Origin of the sequence: Citrobacter sp. RHB35-C21 (genome assembly GCF_013816515.1) — a bacterium.
Classification (GTDB): Bacteria; Pseudomonadota; Gammaproteobacteria; order Enterobacterales; family Enterobacteriaceae; genus Citrobacter; species Citrobacter braakii.
Genome location: NZ_CP057147.1, coordinates 180,906 through 205,445, shown reverse-complemented (window position 1 = coordinate 205,445; position 24,540 = coordinate 180,906). Strand labels below are relative to the sequence as shown.

20 protein-coding genes are annotated in these 24,540 nt (G+C 52.4%); 8 read left to right on the top strand and 12 right to left on the bottom strand.

Annotated elements, in window-relative coordinates; genetic code table 11:
• Positions 1–19: 19 nt before the first annotated feature.
• Positions 20–1,609, bottom strand: coding sequence for an STY4199 family HEPN domain-containing protein (locus tag HVZ39_RS00955; protein ID WP_016154886.1), 1,590 nt, complete (start codon positions 1,607–1,609; stop codon positions 20–22).
• 167 nt (positions 1,610–1,776) lie between these two features.
• Between HVZ39_RS00955 and HVZ39_RS00950 the strand changes: the two genes are divergently transcribed.
• Positions 1,777–2,331, top strand: a complete 555-nt coding sequence (locus HVZ39_RS00950; RefSeq protein WP_181633122.1) for a GNAT family protein — start codon at positions 1,777–1,779, stop codon at positions 2,329–2,331.
• A 71-nt stretch (positions 2,332–2,402) separates the two neighbouring features.
• Positions 2,403–2,753, top strand: coding sequence for a lysozyme (locus HVZ39_RS00945; RefSeq protein WP_181633121.1), 351 nt, complete (start codon positions 2,403–2,405; stop codon positions 2,751–2,753).
• A gap of 18 nt (positions 2,754–2,771) precedes the next feature.
• Here the strand turns inward: HVZ39_RS00945 and HVZ39_RS00940 are convergent, their stop codons facing one another.
• Both HVZ39_RS00940 and HVZ39_RS00935 read right to left on the bottom strand, forming a co-directional pair.
• Positions 2,772–3,374, bottom strand: coding sequence for a response regulator transcription factor (locus HVZ39_RS00940; RefSeq protein ID WP_181633120.1), 603 nt, complete (start codon positions 3,372–3,374; stop codon positions 2,772–2,774).
• A 536-nt stretch (positions 3,375–3,910) separates the two neighbouring features.
• Positions 3,911–4,669, bottom strand: coding sequence for an SDR family oxidoreductase (locus HVZ39_RS00935; protein WP_016157705.1), 759 nt, complete (start codon positions 4,667–4,669; stop codon positions 3,911–3,913).
• Positions 4,670–4,788: 119 nt separating this feature from the next.
• Between HVZ39_RS00935 and HVZ39_RS00930 the strand changes: the two genes are divergently transcribed.
• The 3 genes from HVZ39_RS00930 to HVZ39_RS00920 all read left to right on the top strand — a co-directional run bounded on the left by HVZ39_RS00930 (position 4,789) and on the right by HVZ39_RS00920 (position 8,381).
• Positions 4,789–5,688, top strand: a complete 900-nt coding sequence (locus HVZ39_RS00930) for a LysR family transcriptional regulator (RefSeq protein ID WP_181633119.1) — start codon at positions 4,789–4,791, stop codon at positions 5,686–5,688.
• Between the two features lie 47 nt (positions 5,689–5,735).
• A complete protein-coding gene (gene yhjD, locus HVZ39_RS00925) occupies positions 5,736–6,764 on the top strand; it encodes an inner membrane protein YhjD (protein WP_016154892.1) in 1,029 nt (342 codons plus the stop codon).
• 294 nt (positions 6,765–7,058) lie between these two features.
• Positions 7,059–8,381 carry an MFS transporter gene (locus HVZ39_RS00920; protein ID WP_003023312.1) on the top strand — a complete coding sequence of 441 codons (1,323 nt, stop codon included), beginning with the start codon at positions 7,059–7,061 and terminating at the stop codon, positions 8,379–8,381.
• Between the two features lie 93 nt (positions 8,382–8,474).
• Here the strand turns inward: HVZ39_RS00920 and HVZ39_RS00915 are convergent, their stop codons facing one another.
• Entirely contained in the window at positions 8,475–10,535 is a 2,061-nt protein-coding gene (locus HVZ39_RS00915) for an AsmA family protein (RefSeq protein WP_181633118.1), read from the bottom strand.
• 77 nt (positions 10,536–10,612) lie between these two features.
• The gene (gene pdeH / locus HVZ39_RS00910) at positions 10,613–11,380 is read right to left on the bottom strand and encodes a cyclic-guanylate-specific phosphodiesterase (protein ID WP_016157708.1); all 768 of its coding nucleotides are present in this window, start codon (positions 11,378–11,380) and stop codon (positions 10,613–10,615) included.
• Positions 11,381–11,610: 230 nt separating this feature from the next.
• Here pdeH and HVZ39_RS00905 point away from each other — a divergent pair, with 230 nt between their 5' ends.
• Positions 11,611–12,540, top strand: a complete 930-nt coding sequence (locus HVZ39_RS00905) for a sugar kinase (protein ID WP_016157709.1) — start codon at positions 11,611–11,613, stop codon at positions 12,538–12,540.
• A 64-nt stretch (positions 12,541–12,604) separates the two neighbouring features.
• On the opposite strand, the gene HVZ39_RS00900 is transcribed toward HVZ39_RS00905, so the two are convergent.
• From HVZ39_RS00900 to HVZ39_RS00885, 4 genes are all read right to left on the bottom strand, one after another.
• Complete coding sequence (locus HVZ39_RS00900) at positions 12,605–14,098, bottom strand: pitrilysin family protein (RefSeq protein ID WP_181633117.1); 1,494 nt, start codon at positions 14,096–14,098, stop codon at positions 12,605–12,607.
• Positions 14,099–14,320: 222 nt separating this feature from the next.
• Positions 14,321–15,607: a C4-dicarboxylate transporter DctC gene (dctA, locus tag HVZ39_RS00895; RefSeq protein WP_003023301.1), complete on the bottom strand. Its 1,287-nt coding sequence runs from the start codon at positions 15,605–15,607 to the stop codon at positions 14,321–14,323.
• 157 nt (positions 15,608–15,764) lie between these two features.
• Entirely contained in the window at positions 15,765–17,771 is a 2,007-nt protein-coding gene (gene hmsP / locus HVZ39_RS00890) for a biofilm formation regulator HmsP (RefSeq protein ID WP_181633116.1), read from the bottom strand.
• Positions 17,772–17,997: 226 nt separating this feature from the next.
• Positions 17,998–18,105: a type I toxin-antitoxin system toxin Ldr family protein gene (locus HVZ39_RS00885; protein ID WP_016154898.1), complete on the bottom strand. Its 108-nt coding sequence runs from the start codon at positions 18,103–18,105 to the stop codon at positions 17,998–18,000.
• Between the two features lie 425 nt (positions 18,106–18,530).
• Here HVZ39_RS00885 and megL point away from each other — a divergent pair, with 425 nt between their 5' ends.
• Positions 18,531–19,727 (top strand): methionine gamma-lyase, encoded by a 1,197-nt coding sequence (megL, locus tag HVZ39_RS00880; RefSeq protein WP_003023295.1) that lies wholly within the window; start codon positions 18,531–18,533, stop codon positions 19,725–19,727.
• Between the two features lie 117 nt (positions 19,728–19,844).
• A complete protein-coding gene (locus HVZ39_RS00875; protein ID WP_046274482.1) occupies positions 19,845–21,143 on the top strand; it encodes an amino acid permease in 1,299 nt (432 codons plus the stop codon).
• Positions 21,144–21,176: 33 nt separating this feature from the next.
• On the opposite strand, the gene HVZ39_RS00870 is transcribed toward HVZ39_RS00875, so the two are convergent.
• The 3 genes from HVZ39_RS00870 to dppD all read right to left on the bottom strand — a co-directional run bounded on the left by HVZ39_RS00870 (position 21,177) and on the right by dppD (position 24,540).
• Positions 21,177–22,379: a sigma 54-interacting transcriptional regulator gene (locus HVZ39_RS00870; protein WP_181633115.1), complete on the bottom strand. Its 1,203-nt coding sequence runs from the start codon at positions 22,377–22,379 to the stop codon at positions 21,177–21,179.
• A 176-nt stretch (positions 22,380–22,555) separates the two neighbouring features.
• A complete protein-coding gene (gene dppF / locus HVZ39_RS00865) occupies positions 22,556–23,560 on the bottom strand; it encodes a dipeptide ABC transporter ATP-binding subunit DppF (RefSeq protein ID WP_003827418.1) in 1,005 nt (334 codons plus the stop codon).
• Positions 23,557–24,540, bottom strand: a complete 984-nt coding sequence (dppD, locus tag HVZ39_RS00860) for a dipeptide ABC transporter ATP-binding protein (RefSeq protein WP_181633114.1) — start codon at positions 24,538–24,540, stop codon at positions 23,557–23,559. The genes dppF and dppD overlap by 4 nt, the downstream gene beginning before the upstream one ends.

The window sequence follows — 24,540 nt, the reverse complement described above, 5'->3', positions numbered from 1 at the left end:
GGTCTGAATTATCAGACCGTCAGTTAATCGCATCGTACAGTTCGGCGTGAATTTTTTGCCATTTCTTGTTCTCTGGGCTTGGCTGCGCGCGAACGCGTAGCTCGGCCTGTTCAAGGTCATACTGCTGACGCGCGACAACCGCCGGCACCGAGCAAAAACTTTGCAGATAGCTTTTATGCAGCGATGTGAGTGACGCCCCATTCGCCATCGCATGGCTGACCGTGGTCATAAACTGCCGACATGGCTTACTCTCACTCATCTGCGAAGGGTAACGCAGCAGCAGCCTCAACACCTCGGTATTGCCTGCCGAGAATGCCTGCTCCGTCCACGCCAGCTTCCAGTCCATCCCGCCCTGTAGGAAAAGTGACGTCACACGGGTGTCGTTGCGCTCGATAGCCGCGCGCATGTTAAAGGCATCCCAGGTGATGCCCATTCGGGTCACCGACTCCCGCGCACCAGGGGCATCACGCCGTGGCTCCTCCTGCACGATTTCAACGGATAGCCCGGAAGACGCTTGTGGCGCTGGCGAAGTGAATAACCAGAACGCGCCCAGCGAAATCACCAGCACCATCACACCGACCGCTACCCACAACATGCCGGAAATCAGCTGTTCACGTTCTTCCGCCGTGCGCCTGGCCCGCTTCTCCGGCGGATCGATACTGTCTGCGATTTCCTGTTTATCGCCCCCCGCCTGCTCGTCTTTTTGCTTTGCGTTTTCCCAAAACTGGCGAACCGTCGCCTCATCGGACGCCAGATACGACGCAGGATTAATGCGCGTACGCCGTTCTTCAAATGCCCGCTGCACAGGGTGAGTAATCTGTCGGTACTGGCAATCCAGCAACAGCAGCTGTACTGAGGTTAGCGGCTGCTGCGCGATAACGCAGTTACGGGCCAGGCGGCAGTCATCCAGGAACATCCTCAGCGTGATACGTGGCTCAACAAACGACATGAGCACCGAGGTGTCGTTAAAAATCTCGCTAAAATGCCGAACGAATAACTTCTTATCGACAACCATCAGCGCCAGTTCGCTAAACATCATGCCGTCCAGCGCATCCCGACTTTCCCCCAGCTTCAACCAGCGACGCAGACGTTCACCGCCAAAGTGCTGTTTCAGGAAGCTGTTGAGCGGATGTTGATCCGGCCATACCCGCGCAATGAGGGATTTGAGGGTTAATTCTATTGCGCGAAGCTGACGCTGCGCCCGCATCTGCGCATCCGGCTCTGCACGTTCAATCTCGGTTGGATACTTCAGGAGGGGCTGTTGCTGGCGCAACTGTTCCAGAGAAGCGACAAAGCGCAGCGCAGAAATCAGCTGGTTTTCACTGACGTCCTGGCCATTTTCATATTGCGGCACGCTCTGCTGAAGATGGCGTAGCCGCAACGTGAACTGACTCAATTGCGCGTCATTCATCTGCAACCGCCTGGCGACAACGCCCCAACCTCCCAGATTCAATCGCGCCTGGTCAAGCTGCTCGAGAAACCAGCGTGGATCTTTACCTTCTGCGACGCGCACGCCAAGCATCAGTAAAATTTCTACCGAGGCCTGCCGGATTATCCCCAAACAATGTTCGAATGGTGTACATGTCGCCTGTAACGCGCTATTGGTCATTATCTTCCCTAAAAGGACCCAAAAAGTGCGGCCTCACAATGGTGTGTAGTTATCTTTTTTAAATGCAGCGCTGTGCCGCCACAGACTAAAACACATTCATATAGCAAATAAATATGTTTTACAGTGACTTCCGCACAATCATTGAAAATTATTCTGGAGATAAGCCTGTGCCTGTACTGAAAACCTCGCGTTTGATCTGCCGCCCGCTCACACATGACGACTGGGCGTTTTTCTTAACGTTACAGAAGAACGCAGATGTGATGCGCTTTGTCGCTGACTCGCGTACCGAAGAGGAGATACGGACAGTCTTTGACTCCCGCTTGCCTGAATGGTCTCCCGGCAGTCCACACTGGCTGTGCCTGGTCCTGTGCGATAAGGCATCGGGCGTACCGCTTGGGGTAACCGGATATATTCAGGATAGAAATGAATGTGCCGAGGTCGGCTTTCTGCTCACTCCCGAGGCGCAGGGCAAAGGTTATGGCGCTGAATCCCTGCATGCCGTTTGCGATTATGCGTTTACCGCCGGAGGACTACGCCGACTGACGGCCTGCGTCACCGCAGGAAACGATGCCTCACGGCGTCTACTGGAAAAGGTCGGGTTCATTCTCGAAGGCACGCTGCGAGAAAGCTACTGGCTACATCAAACCTGGCATGATGACTGGATTTTAGGCCTGTTAAAACAGGAATATCAGCCGCCCGCGCCATCAGGCGTTTTGCTGTAAAAAATGGCTGGATGGCGGCTGGCGTAACGGGGTGTGTTTCTTAAAATAGGTCTTTTTGTACAGAGATTATTATGCCGCTGCATTCGACGCAGTTCACGCCCGCCTGTATCGCATTTATTAAGCAATGGCAGGGCCTGTCGCTAGAAAAGTATCAGGACAAAAAGGGGATCTGGATCATTGGCTACGGGCACGAAATCACCGCAGATGAATCCTTTGATGCCCCAATTATGCTGATGCAGGCCGAAACATTGCTGCTCGCGGATATAAATATCTGCGAGGCATTCATCCATAAGGAAATGCCGCAAATACAAGATCGGTTTCAACAGGAAGCGTTAATTGCATGGATGCTCAGCGTGGGGATTAGCCGGTTTTGCACTGCTGAATTCTGGCCGGGGGCTATTTCACAGCCAGAAACAGTCTGACTGTGAAATATTTTCCCATTATAGGATGTCGTTTAGCATCATTGCCGCCTGCGTACGGTTTTTTACCTCCAGGCGCTGATACAGCGATTCAAGATGGGCTTTTACCGTTCCAGTGCTGATATTTAATAATCGACCAATTTGTTTATTAGATTCTCCGGCGGCCAGCATCGTCAGAATCTCCCGCTGACGCGCGCTGAGCAATCTGATATTTTGCCCGCCACATTCGGTCGCTGTGATGCAATCTCTGGGGATAAACATCATACCTATCGCGACGCTATTGAGTGCCAGCGTGAAGGTTTCCGCATCAGAATCGCGCGGAACAATGGCCAGCACGTTTAATTGTGTGACTTCCTGTAGCCATTTTTTACGGCAGTCCGTTGCGGTTACCAGCACTTTTACCTTCGCAAAGCGCTCTGCTATCTGTTGCAGCAAGCTACGGCAGAACTCAGCGTCAAAATCTCCATCCAGCATTACCAGTGCATCAGGATTGTCTTCCAGCGTCCGCCAAAGATCATCTGCCTGACTGACACCCTGAACATTCACTCCTGGAATACGCTCTTGCAAAATTACATTCATTCCATGAATAAATATTGACTGCCTGTCAAACATTATTAACTGCATTATTTATCTCCGTCTGAATAAGATATTAGCCTTAACACGCGGAAGGGTATTATCCGAGGGGCAAAATATGAAGTCACCATTTGGCGGAGGCCATTTTACCGATAGACGGAGAAGAAAGAAGCAGACGTTATAAATAGTTACAGCTGAAACCAAAGAATCACACAAAGGATCAAAATCGGGGTCAAATGTTCAGAAATTCCTTAATATTTGACGTTCAAAACTGGATTACTAATATTAACAACCCGGAGTTTATATTCTTAGCTAAAAATAAGGAACTCACGATAACAGACAAATATGTTACAAAACAAAATATCGCATTAAATGATCATTCGGGCATGAGAATGGGGAGGTGATCATGGTTTCTGATACAACAAATCCACTCTCGAAGAAGAATGAACTCTTCAGAACGTTTATCCCCGCTCTCTTTCCGCGATATCAGATTCCAAATAATACCGGCAAACGCCATCAGCTATATTTTGACCTCTGATAGCGCGCCAGTTTTCTCTTGCTCAAAAAGCTAAGTAAGAGGCGGTCGATTACAGGAACATCCCGCCAGAGACTTCGATACGCTGTGCCGTCATCCAGGCCAGCTCATCGCTGAGCAACGCAGCAATGGCGTCGCCAATATCATCCGGTAACCCAACACGCCCCAGCGCCGTCTGCGATGCAATGTAGGCATTCAATTGCGCATTATCCCGCACGTTTCCGCCGCTAAAATCCGTCTCGATTGCCCCAGGCGCAATAATATTCGCCGTAATGCCGCGCTCTCCCAGCTCCTTCGCCTGGTAACGGGTTAACACCTCCATCGCCCCTTTCATGGCAGCGTAAGCGCTGTAACCCGGTAGCGCAAAGCGCGACAATCCGGTCGAGACATTAAGAATGCGTCCGCCGTTGTTGATCAACGCCAGCAAGTTCTGTGTCAGGAAAAAAGGTCCTTTAAAATGGATGTCCAAAAGCTGGTCAAATTGCGCTTCAGTGAACGCCGGATACGGTGCGTTAATGCCAACTCCGGCATTGTTCAATAAATAATCAAAGGTGTCGCTTTGCCAGTGCGTTTGTAGGGTTTCCTGCACCTGTTTGACAAACTGAGGGAAAGTGGAAATATTTCCGACGTTCAACGGTAATGCTGCAGCTTTACCGCCAGATTGGCGAATTTCATCCACAACCTGCTGCGCTTCTTTTTCATTGCTGTTCCACGTCAGGATGACACCAATGCCTTTACTCGCCAGCTTTAGCGCCGCGTTTTTACCGAGTCCACGACCGCCGCCGGTCACCAATGCGATACGTTGCGTCATAAGAAACCTCATTTCAGGTGTTGTGAAGATTGAGACAAAGCTTATTAGGTGGTAGAAAAACAATAAATACCGCTTACTGCGCATTACTGTTTCATTTAGAACAACAATAGGGCATGAGAATGGATAAAATTCACGCAATGCAGTTGTTCATCCGCGTCGCAGAACTGGAGAGCTTTTCGCGCGCGGCAGACACCCTCGGACTTCCTAAAGGTAGCGTATCGCGCCAGATCCAGGCCCTGGAAAATCATCTGGGCACACAGTTGTTGCACCGCACAACCCGCCGCGTTCAGCTGACGCAAGACGGCATGATCTATTACGAACGAGCGAAAGATTTGTTGAGCAATCTCGATGAACTGGATGGGCTATTCCATCACGACCCGGCCAGCATCAGCGGCAAGCTGCGCGTCGATATGCCGGTTGGTGTGGCGAGAAATCTGGTGATGCCCCGCTTACCGGCCTTCTTGCATCAGTATCCGGGGCTTGAGCTCGAACTTAGCAGCAGCGACCGCCTGGTGGACTTGATCCGCGAAGGCTTCGACTGTGTGGTACGCGTGGGGACGCTGAAAGATTCAGGGCTGATTGCGCGCCCGCTCGGGAAACTCACGCAGATTAACTGCGCCAGCCCGCAATACCTCGCCCGCTTTGGTTATCCGGAAAGCCTGGAGGATTTAGCCTCGCATGCGGTGGTGCACTACTCAGTCAATTTGGGAACTCGTGCGCAAGGCTTTGAAGTGGCGACAGACAACGGTGCTAAATGGGTTAAAACCGGCGGCATGCTGACGGTGAACAGTACCGAAACGTATCATGCGGCATGTCTTGCCGGTCTGGGCATTATTCAGGTACCGCGCGTGGGCGTGCGTGATGCCCTGCGCACCGGTACGCTGATTGAAGTATTGCCGCAATATCGCGCCGAACCATTACCGGTTTCATTGCTCTATCCGCATCGCCGTAACCTCTCCCGCCGCGTACATCTGTTTATGGAATGGCTGACCGGCGTGATGAAAGACTATGTGGACTGACAAGCTATACTGTCCTGAGAATGAACAGAACAAGGATTACTGCCCTGATGACGCAGGAAAAAGAGATTAAACGCCCCATTCAGGAACTTGAGCACGCACCAATCCCAAAAATTGAGACCCTGGAGCGTAAAAATACAGAAACCAACGGTAAGACCAACCAGGCGCTGAAAACCGCCCTGACCTTCGCCGATAAAATTCAACGCCAGCCCATGATTGCCCATCTGATTCGCGCCGCGGAGAGATTTAACGATCGTATGGGAAATCAGTTTGGCGCCGCCATTACCTACTTCTCGTTTCTGTCGATGATCCCTATCCTGATGGTGTCGTTTGCCGCCGCGGGTTTTATTCTCGCTTCGCACCCTACGCTGTTGCAGGATATCTTCAGCAAAATCCTGCTCAACGTCAGCGATCCGACACTCGCCTCCACGCTGAAAAACACCATCAATACCGCCGTTCAGCAACGAACCACCGTCGGTCTGGTGGGTCTTGCCATCGCGCTCTATTCCGGAATTAACTGGATGGGAAACCTGCGCGAAGCTATTCGTGCCCAGTCGCGGGATGTCTGGGAGCGGACCCCACAGGATCAGGAAAAAATTTGGGTCAAATATCTGCGTGATTTTGTCTCATTGATTGGTTTACTGATTGCGCTGATTGTTACGCTGTCCATTACCTCCATCGCCGGTTCCGCCCAGCAGATGATTATCTCTGCGCTGTATCTCGACGGCATCGAATGGCTGAAGCCCGCCTGGCGGCTGATCGGCCTGACCATCTCTATTTTCGCCAACTACTTGCTGTTCTTCTGGATTTTCTGGCGGCTACCGCGTCACCGACCGCGCAAAAAAGCGCTCATTCGCGGCACGTTTATCGCGGCACTGGGGTTTGAAGTCATCAAAATGATCATGACGTACACGCTGCCATCACTGGTGCAATCGCCGTCAGGCGCGGCGTTTGGTTCCGTACTTGGCTTGATGGCGTTCTTCTACTTCTTCGCCCGTCTGACTCTGTTTTGCGCTGCCTGGATTGCCACAGCAGAATACAAAGACGACCCGCGTATGCCGGGGAAAACCCACCGCTAATCTTTGTTAACTGCCGGATAACGCTGCGCTTATCCGGCCAACCCAATGCTTACGTCGAAATTCTGCGCATTATCAGAATTAAAATCCAGCCCGTAACTTTTGTTTAACCAAAAACCAGTTTTATCATCCAAGTTTTAAATTATGTGAAGCATTTCATGGAAGTGAAATCTCCAGCCTAAAAATTATCCCCTTTTTGCTCTGTTTTTGACCAATCGCAAGGTTTGTTACAGATTGAAATGTCTCTTTTGCTGTGCGTAATATGACCTTTCGTTCGACCAAAAATAAGAAAATATTATGCAAGCAACAGCCACAACGCTCGACAACGAACAGGAACACACCCCGGTCAACTCGCGCAATAAAGTCGTCGTCGCCTCACTCATTGGCACTGCCATTGAGTTCTTCGACTTCTATATCTACGCCACCGCCGCGGTGATCGTGTTCCCCCATATCTTCTTCCCGCAGGGGGATCCGACCGCGGCAACGCTGCAGTCCCTCGCCACCTTTGCCATCGCCTTTGTGGCACGGCCTATCGGTTCTGCTGTGTTCGGGCATTTTGGCGATCGCGTAGGGCGTAAAGTCACGCTGGTTGCCTCACTGCTCACTATGGGGATCTCGACGGTTGTCATTGGCCTGCTGCCGGGCTATGAAACTATCGGTATTTTCGCCCCGCTGCTGCTGGCGCTGGCGCGTTTTGGTCAGGGTTTAGGACTGGGCGGTGAATGGGGCGGCGCGGCGTTACTGGCGACGGAAAACGCACCGCCGCGTAAACGCGCGCTGTACGGATCATTCCCGCAGTTGGGCGCACCTATCGGCTTCTTCTTTGCCAACGGCACTTTCCTGCTGCTCTCCTGGCTGCTGACTGACGAGCAGTTTATGAGCTGGGGCTGGCGCGTACCGTTCATCTTCTCTGCGGTGCTGGTGATTATCGGTCTGTACGTTCGCGTTTCGCTGCATGAATCCCCGGTCTTTGCCAAAGTGGCTGCGGCGAAAAAACAGGTGAAAATCCCGCTGGGTACCCTGCTGACAAAACATGTCCGCGTGACGATCCTCGGCACGTTCATCATGCTGGCGACCTATACGCTGTTCTATATCATGACCGTCTATTCCATGACGTTCAGCACCGCCGCGGCGCCTGTAGGGCTTGGCCTGCCGCGTAATGAAGTGTTGTGGATGCTGATGATGGCGGTTATTGGCTTTGGCGTCATGGTGCCGGTGGCGGGCCTGCTGGCCGATGCGTTTGGTCGTCGCAAGAGCATGCTCATCATCACCACGCTTATTATTCTGTTTGCGCTGTTTGCCTTTAAACCGCTGCTCGGCTCTGGCAATCCGGTGCTGGTGTTCGCCTTCCTGTTGCTTGGTTTGAGCCTGATGGGTTTGACATTTGGTCCGATGGGCGCGCTACTGCCGGAGCTGTTCCCGACCGAAGTGCGCTACACGGGGGCGTCGTTCTCGTACAACGTTTCGTCGATTCTTGGTGCTTCCGTTGCCCCTTACATTGCCGCATGGCTGCAGGCGAATTACGGCCTGGCGGCGGTCGGTACGTATCTGGCATCAATGGCGGCGTTAACGCTGATTGCGCTGCTGTTAACCCACGAAACCCGCCATCAGTCATTGTGATTCTTTGGCTGTAAGCACCGTCTGCGGCCTACGTTGAGCATGAAATGTAGGCCGCAGAAGTGAAGCGTTAGCGCCATCCGACAACGGCAAAAATCACTTCTTCATTTGCGACAAAATGGTCCGGCATTGATTAGCGTCTCCTTCAGAAGGTGAAATCAGCGCCAGCAAGGCCGCCGCGGGCGTCACCAACGTTGCCAGCGCGGCAGCAACCGCGCCGCGCGCAATCAGCGGCCCGGCCTTCACGCCGGCCTGCGGATTCTTAAAGGTGCCGCGAACATACAGCGGCGAACGCAGGGTAATAATACGAATGCCTTTGCTCTCCGGATCGATGGTTAAATCCAGTTGCTCCGACGCAAAACTCGCCGTACCAGTGACATTAATGACCGCGTTTTCCGTGTCGAAGGCAAAAATCTGCGGGCGGGCTACGCCGTTAACAATATCCAGATTCGCCGCCGCGCAGTTTACCCGCACCTCGTCATCACCAAATATCTGTCCAACAAGATAGTTGCCCAGATTCAAGCCAACAATTTCCATCAGATTCCGGCTGATCAAACCGTCGTTCATCAGCAGCTTCAGGTTGCCATTGCTGTTACCAAGCAGCGCCGCTACCGAGTTTCCGCTCCCGCTAAACCTGGCGTCACCGTTCATTTCACCGAGCGTTTTCTGCATCAGCTCCACATCCGGCATCAGCGCTTTTAGCTTCAGGCGGCGAGCCTGGATGTCCGCCTGCCCCCGCATCGGCTTTTTATCCCCTTCCAGATGGATGCTGGAGACAATGCTGCCTCCCGCGAGGCCAAATTTCAGCGGCTGCAGGCGCAGGTCGGCATTTTTCAGGATGATATGGGTGGAGAGATCGCTGATTGGCAGGCTACTGCCGTGCTCAATACGCCGTCCTTTGAAACGTACGTCAGCGTCCATCACGTTCCATTTGTCGGTTTCAAAACGGTCATACGGCAAGACCTTGTCCGCGGGCTGGACGCTCTTCTCACCTTTGCGCTGTTCAGATTGTTTAGCCCGCTCCGACCCTTTGCCTGAATCCACACCGATCAGCGGTCCCAAATCAGCCAGCCTCAGTTGGCGTGACTCAACATCCCCTTTCAGCATTGGGCGCGGCTTACCGGTGGTATAGGCCAGCGTTCCGTGAATATCGCTGTCGCCAATTCGGCCATTAAAATCGCGGTAATCAAAAACAGAGGATTTTTCCGGGTCAATTTTCGCGACCAGATGTCCGTCGGTTTCAAACGGCGGCGTATCCGGGAGCAGCACGCCGGTCAAATCGTACAAATCCCCTAGCGAATCTCCCGAGAATTTAAGCCGCAGATCCGCCCCGCCCATATTCATCGGATCGTTTATCGTACCCATAAACGCCACACGCGTATTACCCGAACGGAAATCAGCCTGAATCGGGAAAGGAGTTCCTTCACTGCGCAGCGCCAGCATTCCGCCTATCTTCCCGCGACCGCTTAGCGGTTCGCCGTTATATCGGCCTTGCGCTTTCAAACCAAACACGTAGTCCTCAATGTGGGCGTTGCTCTCTTTACTTTTTGCGCCAGTCACTTCGCTAAAGGGCAACGGCTTACCCAGCGGATCGACCAGGATCTCAATCTCTGACTTCGTCACCTTATCGTTAATGGCGATGCGCCCTTGGTCGAACAGAATGTTATCCAGCCGGAAAGACCAGGCTGATGGCGGCGCTTTGGGATCGCGGTTTTCATCCCCTGCCAGGTTAAAGGTCCAGTTATTGTTTTTCTCCGACAGGCGGATAAGCCGTGCATCGGGTTTTACCAGCTTGATCCACGGGAGCCAGACGGTTTTTGTCAGCAACGCCAGTGGGGCGAGCGTGGCTTCAACGCGCGGGAGATGCACCATGGTGACGTCAGGAATGTCCGGCGGGTTGCCGAGGATGATATCCTCAGCATGAACATGCGGCCACGGAACCCAGCTACGCCAGCCGGTTTCCTGTTTTTGGCGTTCCCAAACCACGCCCAGGTCACCCCGTATGGCGAAGGGCCGGTTGAGTTCTGTAGAGACTTTCTGGTTGATGGTCGGTTTGAGCCGGTTCCAGTCAAATGTCGCAATCACGATGATGAGTACGACGATCAACAACAAGAAAACCCCTATTACTGAAGTGGTTATTTTGCCTGTTCTCGTCATGTTTAACCTCCTTACTTTCTTCCTTGCCTGTCCTAAAGATAGTCCAGCAGAGGAAAAGGAGGCGTTCTACATCCTTATCAAAGCGACAGAATTACGTCTTCAAGGGTATCCAGAGGCACTGGACGAGAGAGAAAATAGCCTTGCGCAGCGAAAGCCGGCGAGTTTTGCACATCACGCCACTCTTCCAGCGTTTCAACGCCTTCGACAATCACACCGCGGCAATAGCGGTTCATCAGCTGTAACAGCAGCGTAAAGAGATTGCGGCCCTCCGGCGTCTGGCGCAGCATGACAAACAGATCCCGCGCCACTTTGATATAGTCGTAACTCACTTCGCTCAGAGCCGAGAAGTTTGCCATTCCGGTACCAAAATCATCCAGCCAGAGCGGGCCAAACTCGCACATTGAGGCGAACGACGAACCTTTCGGCAAGCGGATATGCTCCACCAGTTCAAAGCGCAGCCACGGCAGACATTCGATGATTTTCAGGATTTCGGGATCCTGGCGCATTGCAATCAGCGTTGGCCCGTCGACATTCACGGATGCCAGCAGATCGTGGGCTTTGAAAAACGCCCCTTTTTGTTCAAGCTGTACAAGCTGCTCTTTCACCACATCTACACGATGTCGTACGGCCACTTCGGCGAAATAGCGGTCTGGCGCGATACGTTGGGAGGGGTTTTCAGGATGGCTCACGACGGTCAGCAGCTCAACGGCCATCAGCCGTCCGTTGGTCTGATAAATCGGTTGGTAGGTGTAAGCACGCTCGCACTGCAGCCAATAGCGTCTCTCCTGCAAGTTTTCAATACTCGCATCGAGCGTAATTAGCTGCTGGGTAACCTGCTTTATCATCTGAGATGTCCTGTGAATAAGAGTGTGACTGACCGGACTCGTCAAAGGTTATCGGCGCTCAGGCGAAGAACTTTACGTTCAGCCCTACGCAAAATAGAAACTAAGCGGCAAAAAACGACGCAGAACACGTGCTGGCTCAAAAAAATAATGGAACGATGTTTTAATATAGTTGACCACTTACCACCCACAGCGCACACTAACGCTAATTTTTTTCAGAGCAGGTTACGACTATGTCCAGAAAGATTGCCGTGATTGGCGAATGCATGATTGAGCTGTCACAGAAAGGCGCTGACGTTCAGCGCGGATTCGGTGGCGACACGTTGAATACATCCGTTTATATCGCCCGTCAGGTCGATGCTGCGGCACTTTCCGTACACTATGTGACTGCGCTGGGTACCGACAGTTTTAGCCAACAAATGCTGGAATCCTGGCAGAGCGAAAATGTGGATACCTCATTAACCCAACGCATGGAAAACCGCCTGCCGGGCCTCTATTACATTGAAACCGATAGCACCGGCGAGCGCACCTTCTATTACTGGCGTAATGAAGCCGCCGCAAAATTCTGGCTTGAGAGCGAACAGTCCGCCGCTATTTGCGAAGAACTGGCGACATTTGACTATCTGTATCTGAGCGGAATCAGCCTGGCTATTTTAAGCCCGGCAAGTCGTGACAAGCTGCTGTCGCTGCTGCAAGAATGCCGTGCCAACGGTGGAAAGGTCATTTTTGACAATAACTACCGCCCACGTCTGTGGAGCAGTAAAGAAGAGACCCAGCAGGTGTATCAGCAAATGCTGGAATGCACCGATATCGCGTTTCTGACGCTGGATGATGAAGACGCGCTGTGGGGTGAAAAACCGGTTGCCGAGGTGATTGCCCGTACTCACGCGGCTGGCGTACAGGAAGTGGTTGTGAAACGCGGTGCAGATTCTTGCCTGGTTTCCATCGCAGGCGAAGAACTCATCGACGTTCCGGCCGTAAAACTGCCGAAAGAGAAGGTTATCGATACGACCGCTGCGGGTGACTCCTTCAGCGCCGGATATCTGGCGGTACGTCTGACCGGTGGCGATGCCGCTGATGCCGCAAAACGCGGCCACCTGACGGCAAGCACCGTTATTCAGCATCGTGGGGCGATTATTCCTCGCGACGCCATGCCGCAATAATCTGGCGTTCTGGCAGGCCGGATTAGACGTTAACGTCGCGTCCGGCCTGCAGGTCACGATTCCCTTATTGCACCGGCGGGATGTCCGTCACTTCAGAATGTGATTCATCCGTTTCTACCGACGTTGCCGCGGCGGTAACCGGCGCCATAATGCTATCCCACGTCGCCTGCAGATCCTTCATATTGAATTCAGGCTCACCCTTCGGCTGCAACAGAATTAACGCCATATCTTGCGACAGTTGCTGACGCAGGTCCTGATTCAGCATCTCAACACTCAGGTTGTTCAGGAAGCTCTGACGTAAACGCTGATACTGTTCAGGCGCAATATCTACGACCTGGTTTTGCAGCGAGCGCAAACGCTGGCTGATCAAAATATCGGTATTGGTGCGACCATAGGTGGCAAACAGCTTCTGCAGTTCCAGATTCTTTTGCGCCACCAGCGCATTAAACTCTTCTTCCGGCAGCCCCTTATCGCGCACTTTGGCCAGCTCACGCGCAACCGTGCTGAGGTTCGCGTTCAGCTTACCGTTCGGTGATTCAACGTTAATGGCACATTGCGCGCGCAGGAACAGCACCCGACAGTCAAAGCCAAGGCCAATGTCTTTGGCATTGTTTTTGGTGAGCTCCTGCTGAATGTGCCAGAACAACGCTTCACGGGCTAAATCAGCGCGCCAGTAACGTAACAGCGCGGCAGATTCACGGATCGGCTGCCACGGCGTATCCCACATAATAGACAGGCGATCCTGACGTACCGCATCGGTCATTATGCTTACGGCCTCTGCACGCAGCGGAGAGAGCGTGGGTACCGGCGCAGGCGTTTCACGTTTACCTTTTAATTCGCCAAAGGTTTTATTGATTTGATCAGCCACGCTGCGCGCATCTACGTTACCGACGATAATCAGCGTCATCGCATCCGGGGTATACCATTTCTGGTAGAAGGACTGGATTTTCGTCGCATCAACAGGCGTTTTCAGCGGATCGGCAGGATCGTGACCCAGCAGCGTCGATCCCTTCAGACGATAGCGCCACCATCCCTCTTTGGTATCTGACGGCCAGGTTGCAACCATATCTTCGCTACTCAGCGCATGATTGACCGATTCAGGGGTGATGCTCAGATTACCGGAAATATTCGCCAGATAAGAAAGTGACTCTTTCAGCAGATCGTTGCGGCTGTTAGGCAGACTGAGGTTATACAGCGTGGAATCATAGGAAACGATAACGGGCGGCATGGGACGACTGGGATCGAACCCCTGCTGCCACAGAGAACGGGCTTGCGTAGCATCGAGGCCACCGCTTTGCGTCAGCGCGATACGCGGGATCGCATGGCTGAAACCACTCTGTTGTGTACTTTCGGTGAGTGAACCGGTATTGACCAGCAGGCGAACCTCAATACGGTCGCTGGGGCGCTGGGGAGTGGCTAAAACTTGCCACTGTAACCCATTTGCCAGCGTGCCCTGTTGCCACGCCGGGTCAGGCTGGAGCGCATCTGCCTGCACATAGCCGGCAGTGGCCATCATCAGCAAGCCGCCCGCTAAAAGTCGAATTTTTGTGCCCTGCATGTGAACCCCTGATCAACTATCCTGGAAATAAAAAGACAGCCCGCGAGAGGACTCTCTGAATATGACGTTAAAAACACTTCGTGTTAGACCGCAAGAACATAAAAATGTCACGGAGGAAGTGAAAAAATCCCGACGCCGCCGAATCGGCGGTTTCAGGCACAGGGGTTAATTATGCGCAAACGCCCGCAGTCCTGGAAGGGACTACGGGCATAAGTGGAGAGATTAAGAGGATATTTCGTGCGTTTTGCCATCCGGCGCACGATTATTCAGCACATCATCCAGCTTTTTATGGTCCAGTTCTTTCACCCATTTCGCTACTACAACAGTTGCCACACCGTTACCGACCAGGTTAGTCAGCGCACGGGCTTCAGACATAAAGCGGTCAATACCGAGAATCAGCGCCAGACCAGCAACCGGCAAATGGCCCACAGCGGAGATAGTCGCGGCCAGAACAATGAAGCCACTCCCGGTCACACCCGCAGCACCTTTTGAAGAGAGCAGGAGCACCACCAGCAGGGTTATCTGATGGAAGATATCCATATGGCTGTTGGTGGCCTGAGCGATAAACACCGCTGCCATCGTCAGATAGATTGATGTCCCATCGAGGTTAAACGAGTAGCCCGTGGGTATAACCAACCCGACAACCGACTTGCGACAGCCCAGTTTTTCCATCTTATCGAGCATACGCGGCAGCGCGGACTCGGAAGAAGAGGTGCCCAGAACGATCAGCAGTTCTTCACGGATATAGCGGATGAATTTGAAAATGCTGAAGCCGGTTGCGCGCGCAATCGAGCCCAACACCACAACCACAAACAGAATACAGGTGATGTAGAAACAGATGATCAACTGACCCAACTGCACCAGCGTCCCGACGCCATATTTACCGATGGTAAAGGCCATGGCACCGAAAGCACCGATCGGCGCCAGGCGCATGATCATGTTGATGATGCCAAAAATAACCTGCGAGAAGCTTTCAATCACGTTGAAAATCATCTGGCCTTTGCTACCTAAACGATGCAGCGCAAAACCAAACATAACCGCAAACAGCAATACCTGCAGGATGTTGCCACTGGCGAACGCGCCAATGACGCTACCCGGGATAATATCCATCAGGAAGCCTACGATCCCCTGGTCTTTTGCCTGTTCGGCGTAAATCGCAACCGCTTTAGCATCCAGCGTCGCCGGATCGACGTTCATACCGGCACCGGGTTGCACCACGTTGACAATGATAAGGCCGATGATCAGCGCAATCGTACTGACAATTTCAAAATAAAGCAGTGCAACCGCACCGGTGCGGCCTACGGCTTTCATACTTTCCATGCCTGCAATGCCGGTCACGACAGTACAGAAGATGACAGGTGCGATGACCATTTTGATGAGTTTCACGAAAGCATCACCAAGTGGCTTCATTTGGGCGCCTAATTCAGGGTAGTAATGGCCAAGGAGGATACCTATGGCAATTGCTGTCAGGACCTGAAAGTAAAGGCTTTTGAATATAGAGGTTTTCATAGGGTGTCCTTAAAGTAAAAACCACAGGTCTTGTAAGGTTTTGTTTAACCTGCGGCCTTAAAGTAACACCCACACAACATGACAGAAATGCGCCTGGATCATAATTGATACAGAAATGTTAAAAATTTTGAGCTGGCTCGCACAAGCGAGACCTTTTTTAACTTTTGTAATCAGCGTTTTTCGGCGTCAGATAACGTTCTTCGAAGATATTCGCCGGAACCGGCCGGGCAAACAGGAACCCTTGTGCCACTTCTACCCCCGCTTGTGATAACCATTCGCGTTGCGCTTCGGTTTCGACGCCCTCAGCGATCATCTGCAAATTGAGGCTATGCGCCAACTGAATGATGGCGGAGATCATGCTGCAATCTTCAGGGACGCCATCGACAAACATCTTATCGATTTTGAGTACATCCACCGGGACCGACTTCATGTGCTGCAGCTGCCGCAGGCCCGCATACCCCATACCAAAATCGTCCAGCGCGATACGCACGCCCGCGTTGCGCAGCGGGCGTAAAATAGCCACGGCGGCGTTAGGATCATCAATGTGCCGGCTTTCGGTCACTTCCAGAATCAACGTCCCAGGCTTGATGCGATAGCGGTTTAGCAACTCCAGCAGATCCGACACCATACTCGGATGCATCAGTTGTAGCGCAGACAGGTTCACCGAGAGCGGCAGCATCAGGCCGCGTTCCTGCCAGGCTGACAGCTGGCGGCATGTCTCCTCCAGCACCCAGTAACCGACCGTCACCATCAGGCCACAGGACTCAATCCTGTCGATTAACCCTTCTGGCAACTCCCAGCTTCCGTCTGGCTGCTGCATTCGCAATAATGCTTCTGCGCTCAATACCTTACCGCTGGACATCTCCACCTGCGGCTGCATCCAGAGCGCAAACTGATGGTTATCCAGCGCGGTAAGAATATCGTTCTCTTCCGTCAAACGCTGTTGCGCCTCTTCCATCTGCAACGGGTCAAAGAACTGAATCCGGTTTTTACCCTTGTGACGCGACGTTAACACGGCTGAGAGTGCGCGGTGGTAAAGCTGTTCTGCGGTCAAATCGCCATTAAACATCGCCACCCCAATGTTACAGGTTGGACGGAGTTGAATGCCCTGAATCGGTAATCGCTCGTTAACGATAGTGAGCACTTGCTGACCTAGCGTAATAGCGTGCCAGGGTTCTTTCACACCATGTGCGATGATGGCAAAGTCATAGCCGCTCACCTGGGTAAGCACCATTCTGGGGGCCAATACTGACTTCAGCTTTTCAACCAGCGTAAGCAGCAGGATTTCCCGCTGGGTCTCGGATAACACACCCGCGGTATCACGCAGGGTTTCGCAGGTGACAATCATCAACGCCGTTATCTGCTGGCGGTTCACAACCTGCTCCAGCAGCGCCATCAGAAACGACTTGTTGGGCAGCTCAGAAACCGGGAACCGCATTGAATGGTCGCTTTGCTCTTCACTGCGGCGCTGAATCAGTTGCTGATTGAGGTTGTAGCTACGCACCAGCAGGCCAATCTCGTCGTCCTGATGCAGACGCGGCAATGCCAGCTGATAGCCAATCAGATCCTGCTGGGGAATGTCGTTCAGCTCACGCGCTATTTTACGTAATGGATGCAGAATCAATCTGTTAATACACCATGAGATGGCTACCGTGAGTATTAACGAGAGAAGTAAGTAAATGGTCACTAACGTTGAGAGCGTACTCATCACGAACTTGTACATACGGTACGAATCCGCCTGTAGCACCAGATACGCCAGCGGTTGCGGATTCGCTGAACGCTCAAGAGAATAGACCGGCAGCGAAATTTGTACCGGAAGTTCAAACAGGCGAGTCACCGTAACCGGAACCGGGCGTTCAGGAATAAAGCTCATCCGCAGCGCCTGAAACTGATTGGGAAGCACCACATCGGCGCGGCTGACCACGCCTGCTGGTCGAATACTTCTTAAAATAGCTTCTGCTTCGGGAATATCCCCTTTCAGGATCGTGCCCGACAGAGGCTCACGGACGGAGCGAGCGATACTTTCCAGTTGCGTAGCCGTGTTGTAGCGATTCTGCTGGACCAGATGGAACAACAAAACGGTGCAAAAAATAAACACAAACACCATGACAACGGCCGCAACCATTGCCATCTGCTTAATTGTTAACGAGCGACTGACACGCAAACTGACTCTCCACGGATAGACGAAACTGCCGTCAGAGTATACCCGATCGTAGCGGTATTAAGAGAGGCGGTATCTGAAAACTTCCCAGCATGCATTATCCCGACAGGATAGGCACCTGGCGACGAGATTTATCTGCATTTAAGCCGAAAAAGGCCGCAAGGTTTCCCCCTGCGGCCTGGTTCGGGCGCATGTTGCCATCACGGCAGACAGACGCCCGCAAGGTGCATTACTTCCTGTTACGCAGCCAGCTCACAATCAGGCTGGCAATAATGCCAGCGATGATCGGAGCCGCTAAATCGTGCCAGAAGGCCACGCCTAACTGTGCGAGCGTCATATAGCCGCCTGTGTTGCAATGGCAACTGTTCACGGCTATTCTTGAGTTGTTCAGGTTCAAGTTAGCCCCCGTTTTGTTGCCAGGTTTATACCGAACAACGTGCGGGGGTTTTCTCTTTCCAGCAACCGATGCCGCCGGGGATCAAGCCCCCGCAACATTGCGCCTCACCGGGAATTACCGGCTTGCCGCTGATTCTACGGTAGCCCACTTGCCATATCACTGCGCAATACGCGGCTCTGCGTAGCGCCTCGCATTTCACCTGTTTTCTCACCATTACGCTGGAAAGATTCTTGCCAGTTGGCAACATTCCTGCCGCTCTTCAATACAGAAAAAGACATATCTCATTGATATCTATACCTTCATTTTCTGGCACAGCGATTGCTATTTGACTGTGAGCTGTTCTGTTCCGAATCAAAGGAGATATCATGTCTGACTGTCGTACTTACGGATTCAACACCCAGATCGTTCACGCGGGGCAACAACCCGACCCTTCTACTGGCGCGCTCAGTACGCCTATTTTCCAGACTTCAACGTTTGTTTTTGACAGCGCCGAACAAGGTGCCGCCCGCTTTGCGCTCGAGGAGTCCGGGTACATTTACACCCGTTTGGGTAACCCCACCACCGATGCGCTGGAGAAAAAGCTGGCGGTACTGGAAAGAGGTGAAGCCGGGCTGGCAACCGCATCCGGTATTTCTGCCATCACCACCACGCTGCTGACGTTGTGCCAGCAGGGCGACCATATCGTTTCCGCCAGCGCGATTTACGGCTGCACCCACGCGTTTTTGTCGCACAGCATGCCGAAGTTTGGGATTAACGTCAGCTTCGTCGATGCGGCAAAGCCTGAAGAAATCCGCGCCGCCATGCGCCCGGAAACCAAAGTAGTGTATATCGAAACGCCCGCTAACCCGACGCTGTCGCTGGTCGATATTGAAACGGTAGCCGGTATCGCCCATCAACAAGGCGCATTGCTGGTGGTGGATAACACCTTTATGTCACCATACTGCCAGCAGCCTTTACAGCTAGGCGCGGATATTGTGGTGCACAGCGTCACTAAATATATCAACGGTCACGGAGACGTGATTGGCGGCATCATTGTTGGTAAGCAGGAGTTTATTGACCAGGCGCGGTTTGTTGGTCTGAAAGATATCACCGGCGGCTGCATGAGTCCTTTCAACGCGTGGTTGACGCTACGCGGCGTTAAAACACTGGGTATACGTATGGAACGCCACTGTGAAAACGCATTGAAAATCGCCCGCTTCCTCGAGGGGCATCCATCCATTACCCGCGTTTATTATCCTGGCTTGTCTTCACACCCGCAGTATGAGCTGGGCCAGCGACAGATGAGCCTGCCAGGAGGAATTATCAGCTTCGAAATCGCTGGCGGCCTCGAGGCTGGCAGACGGATGATCAATTCTGTAGAATTGTGCCTCCTCGCGGTCAGTCTCGGTGATACCGAAACCCTCATTCAGCACCCAGCGTCTATGACACATTCGCCCGTTGCGCCAGAGGAACGGCTTAAAGCAGGTATTACCGACGGGCTTATCCGTCTTTCTGTGGGTCTTGAAGATCCAGAAGATATTATTAACGACCTTGAACACGCCATCAGAAAGGCAACATTCTGACCATTATGACCTGAACCGACGCCGATCGGTTCAGGTTGTTGAGAATCAAGGCACAACAGTCTGGTAATACGCGCAATCCTGTTTCGGGGAGAGCGCGTATTTTGGGCAGGGGGTTCTATGCAGGACGACACATTACAACTAAGCAACAATACAGCAACCACCGTACCATTCTCAAAGAAAATACCGTTTACGAAATACGACTTTGGCTGGGTATTACTGTGTATCGGTATGGCAATTGGTGCTGGAACGGTACTGATGCCGGTACAAATAGGCTTAACAGGCATTTGGGTATTTATCGTCGCCTTTATTATTGCCTATCCAGCAACCTATATTGTGCAGGATATTTATTTAAAAACATTATCAGAAAGTGAAACTTGTAATGACTATACCGATATTATCAGTCATTACCTGGGAAAAAACTGGGGTGTATTTCTTGGCGTCATCTATTTTTTGATGATTATTCACGGCATATTTATCTATTCCTTATCCGTGGTTTTTGACAGTGCCTCATATATCAAAACCTTCGGTTTAACCGATGCCGATCTTTCACAATCGATAATCTATAAAGTGGCCATTTTTGCCGTGCTGGTGGCCATTGCTTCCGGAGGAGAAAAGCTGCTGTTTAAAATCTCCGGCCCGATGGTGGTAGTCAAAGTGGGGATCATCATCGTGTTTGGTTTTGCGATGGTTCCGCACTGGAACTTCTCTAATATCAGCGCATTCCCTGAAGCATCGGTCTTCTTTCGCGACGTGCTGCTGACCATCCCGTTCTGCTTCTTCTCGGCGGTGTTTATTCAGGTATTGAACCCAATGAACATCGCCTACCGCAAACGGGTAGCGGACCGGGTTCTGGCCACCCGCATGGCAATACGCACGCATCGCATCAGTTACATTACGCTGATTGCGGTCATTCTGTTTTTCTCATTCTCTTTTACCTTTTCTATTAGTCATGAAGAGGCCGTTTCGGCCTTCGAACAAAATATTTCCGCACTGGCGCTGGCTGCGCAAGTCATTCCTGGGCAAATTATTCATATCACCTCAACGGTGCTAAATATCTTCGCCGTATTAACCGCATTCTTTGGTATTTATCTGGGGTTCCACGAGGCGATTAAGGGTATTATTCTTAATGTTCTGAGCCGCGTTATTGATGTGGAGAAAATTAATCCCCTGGTGCTTACGCTGGGTATTTGCACCTTTATTGTTATCACCCTGGTGATCTGGGTGTCATTTCGTGTATCGGTACTGGTGTTCTTCCAGTTGGGCAGCCCACTTTACGGGATTGTGTCCTGTATTATTCCGTTTTTCCTGATCTATAAAGTAACGCAACTGGAAAAACTGCGCGGGCTGAAAACCTGGCTAATCCTGTTGTACGGGATTCTGCTGTGCCTGTCGCCATTATTGAAGCTGATTGACTAATCCGTTTACAGCGCCGTCAGTCACTGACGGCGCTTAACTCACACTCTCCAGTTGATAGCTGCGAATTTTATTCAGTACCGTGGTATGTGACACCCCCAGCGCTTTAGCGATATGCCGCGACGACACATTCTCTTCCACCATCTGTTCAATAAGCTGGCGTTCAGCACACAAAACCTGTTCTTTAAAAGGACGCTCTGTCGGCGTCAGCTCAACGGTAGGCAAATTCACCATCCCTAATTCTTCCCGCGTAATGACATCGGATTCCGCCATCAGCATCAGGCGAATGATGGTATTTTCCAGTTCGCGAACGTTTCCCGGCCAGGTGTGATGATGCAGGGCATCAAAGCAGGCTTTATCCAGAATGATCCGTCGCTGGAATTCCTTCGCGTATTTCTGCACAAAGTGGCGAATCAATAGGCTGATATCCTGCGGGCGCTCCCGCAGGGGCGGAATGGTCAGTGAAAGTACATTAATGCGGTAATAGAGATCGGCGCGCAGCAGACGTTGTTCCACCATCTCTTCCAGATTGGCGTTGGTTGCCACAATAATGCGCACATTGACCGGAATAATTTGCACCCCGCCAACGCGACGGATCCCACCATCCTGAAGTACGCGCAGTAATTTAGCCTGTAAGCTCAGCGACATTTCACCAAATTCATCGAGAAAAAGGGTGCCTTTATCGGCCATTTCAAACAGCCCTTTTTTGCCTTTACAATCTGCACCGCTAAAAGCCCCTTTCTCATAGCCAAAGAATTCACTCTCCATCAACGACTCAGGTAGCGCAGAGCAGTTGACCGGAATAAACGGATAAAAACGTCGCTGCCCGGAATTATGGATAGCCCGGGCCAGTAGTTCTTTGCCAGTACCCGTATCACCGCGGATCAAAACGGTATATTTGCTGTCGGCAATTTTTATCGCCTTTTCGATAAGCGAGTGCATGCTCTGGCTGCTACAAATAATGTCAGAGAAATAGCGCGGGCGTTCCGGCTCAGGCGTTGACAGTTCGCTTATCTCTTCACACAGGTAAGCGACGTTAATAATATCGGCGCGCCGGCCTAAACAGGATTGCACGCAGGAAATATCCTGTAACTGACGGCACCAGGATTTAATCAGGATCCGTCCAGGCGTGACTTTCATGGAGATGATATTGATATCGCAGCAGGAAAATTCCTTCAGGACATCCTCAACCATCGACAGACGATCAATTGTTTTAATATCCCAGCGTATCGTGACCACATTTGCTCCTGACAGTTAGCAACTGCGAAATAGATATTTCTGTGACGAGAGGAAATCTGACTACATTTTAGACGCTTTGGAATAATGTTCTGCCAGAGGACTCACATTGTGGACGTAAAAACAAAATATAAAAAAACCGGAGCACAAGGCTCCGGTTATCAGGTCATAACCCACGTTTATTGCTGTGGATTTTCATCCTGGTCAACAGCGAAACAGGCCACGAGTTGTCCACCGTAATCCTTCAGCTGCGGCTGAAGCTGGGTACACGGACCAAAACGCCGACGGCAGCGGGCATTGAACGCACAGCCCGGCGGTGGATTCAGCGGGCTTGGCAGCTCACCGGTCAGCTTGATACGCTCGCGGCGATCGTCCGGGTTCAGGCGTGGCGTCGCGGAGAGCAGCGCCTGCGTATACGGATGACGCGGATTATTGAATATCTGATCCTTCGTTCCTTTTTCCACGCAGCGGCCTAAATACATCACCATCACCTCATCGGCAATGTGCTCTACCACCGACAGGTCATGCGAGATAAAGACGTATGACAGTCCCAGTTCCTGCTGCAAGTCCATCATCAGGTTCAGCACCTGCGCACGAACAGAAACGTCCAGCGCCGAGACCGGTTCGTCGGCGATCACCACGTCTGGATCAAGCATCAGCCCGCGAGCGATGGCAATACGCTGACGCTGACCGCCGGAGAACATGTGCGGATAGCGGTCGTAGTGCTCGGTTTTCAGCCCCACTTTCGCCATCATCGCCAGCGCTTTTTCACGACGCTCCTCTTTGCTTAGCGTGGAGTTGATCAGCAGCGGCTCTTCCAGAATCTGCCCTACTTTCTTGCGCGGGTTCAGGGAACCGTAAGGGTTCTGGAACACAATCTGGATTTTCTGCCGGCGCAGCTTCTGCGCCTGCGGGTCGTGCTTAAGCAGATCCTGCCCCTGGTAATACAGCTCGCCGCCGGTCGGGACTTCAATCATCGTCAGCAGGCGACCAAGGGTGGATTTCCCACAGCCCGACTCGCCTACCACCGCCAGCGTTTTGCCGCGTTCCAGGGTAAAGGAGACGCCGTCCAGCGCTTTCACCAGGCGTTCCGGGGCGAACATCCCCTTCTTCACCGGGTAGTGTTTTTTCAGGTCAATTGCCTGCAACAGCGGCTGTGGCAAAGCGGCCTTTTGCGTACTCATAGCCCAGGCCTCCCGGCATCATCAAGTGGGTAATGGCATTTCGACTGACGACCGCCTTCCAGCAGGTTCAGTTCAGGTTCTTCAGCGCGGCATTTGTCAGTCGCATAGGGGCAGCGCGGGTTCAGTAAACAACCGGTCGGGCGGTCATATTTACCAGGCACCACGCCCGGCAACGAAGCCAAACGCGCTTTATCCTGAGCGAACTCCGGCAACGCGCGCAGCAACGCCTGGGTATACGGATGACGCGGCGCGCGGAAAATATCCTGCGCGGCTCCGGTTTCCACTACCTGCCCGGCGTACATCACAATGATCTTGTGCGCCGCTTCGGCCACCAGCGCCAGGTCGTGCGTGATTAAGACCAGCGCCATGTTCTCTTTTTGCTGCAATTCCAGCAGTAGCTCGATGATCTGCGCCTGAATGGTCACATCCAGCGCCGTTGTCGGTTCATCGGCAATCAACAGCTTTGGACGACAGGCAATCGCCATCGCGATCATCACGCGCTGGCTCATCCCACCAGACAACTGGTGCGGATAGACATCCAGACGCGAGGCCGGATCGGGGATCCCCACCAGCGTCAGCAGGTCAATCGCCCGCTGAATACGCGTTTTTTTGTTGCCGCCCTGGTGCACCTTAATGGCTTCCATAATCTGGTAGCCGACGGTGTAGCACGGGTTAAGGCTGGTCATCGGGTCCTGGAAGATCATCGCCACTTCCGCGCCCACTAACTGACGACGCTCTTTCTCAGAGATGCGCTTCAGGTCACGACCATTAAACTCCAGATTTTCGGCCATAACGCGGCCTGGATAGTCAATCAGTCCCATAATCGCCAGCGAGCTGACGGACTTACCAGAGCCGGACTCCCCTACAATGCCAACCACTTCACCCTGGTTCACGCTGTAACTAATGCGGTCTACGGCACGGAATTCGGCCCCCACATCGCCGAAGTGCACCGATAATTTATCTACATTTAATAACGCCAT

Bases quoted from the DNA above. Each gene is read 5' to 3' on its own strand.
- HVZ39_RS00955 (WP_016154886.1), bottom strand. From the start codon at position 1,609: ATGACCAATAGCGCGTTACAGGCGACATGTACACCATTCGAACATTGT.
- HVZ39_RS00945 (WP_181633121.1), top strand. From the start codon at position 2,403: ATGCCGCTGCATTCGACGCAGTTCACGCCCGCCTGTATCGCATTTATT.
- HVZ39_RS00940 (WP_181633120.1), bottom strand. From the start codon at position 3,374: ATGCAGTTAATAATGTTTGACAGGCAGTCAATATTTATTCATGGAATG.
- HVZ39_RS00935 (WP_016157705.1), bottom strand. From the start codon at position 4,669: ATGACGCAACGTATCGCATTGGTGACCGGCGGCGGTCGTGGACTCGGT.
- HVZ39_RS00930 (WP_181633119.1), top strand. From the start codon at position 4,789: ATGGATAAAATTCACGCAATGCAGTTGTTCATCCGCGTCGCAGAACTG.
- yhjD (WP_016154892.1), top strand. From the start codon at position 5,736: ATGACGCAGGAAAAAGAGATTAAACGCCCCATTCAGGAACTTGAGCAC.
- HVZ39_RS00920 (WP_003023312.1), top strand. From the start codon at position 7,059: ATGCAAGCAACAGCCACAACGCTCGACAACGAACAGGAACACACCCCG.
- HVZ39_RS00915 (WP_181633118.1), bottom strand. From the start codon at position 10,535: ATGACGAGAACAGGCAAAATAACCACTTCAGTAATAGGGGTTTTCTTG.
- pdeH (WP_016157708.1), bottom strand. From the start codon at position 11,380: ATGATAAAGCAGGTTACCCAGCAGCTAATTACGCTCGATGCGAGTATT.
- HVZ39_RS00905 (WP_016157709.1), top strand. From the start codon at position 11,611: ATGTCCAGAAAGATTGCCGTGATTGGCGAATGCATGATTGAGCTGTCA.
- HVZ39_RS00900 (WP_181633117.1), bottom strand. From the start codon at position 14,098: ATGCAGGGCACAAAAATTCGACTTTTAGCGGGCGGCTTGCTGATGATG.
- dctA (WP_003023301.1), bottom strand. From the start codon at position 15,607: ATGAAAACCTCTATATTCAAAAGCCTTTACTTTCAGGTCCTGACAGCA.
- HVZ39_RS00885 (WP_016154898.1), bottom strand. From the start codon at position 18,105: ATGACGCTCGCACAGTTAGGCGTGGCCTTCTGGCACGATTTAGCGGCT.
- megL (WP_003023295.1), top strand. From the start codon at position 18,531: ATGTCTGACTGTCGTACTTACGGATTCAACACCCAGATCGTTCACGCG.
- HVZ39_RS00875 (WP_046274482.1), top strand. From the start codon at position 19,845: ATGCAGGACGACACATTACAACTAAGCAACAATACAGCAACCACCGTA.
- dppF (WP_003827418.1), bottom strand. From the start codon at position 23,560: ATGAGTACGCAAAAGGCCGCTTTGCCACAGCCGCTGTTGCAGGCAATT.
- dppD (WP_181633114.1), bottom strand. From the start codon at position 24,540: ATGGCGTTATTAAATGTAGATAAATTATCGGTGCACTTCGGCGATGTG.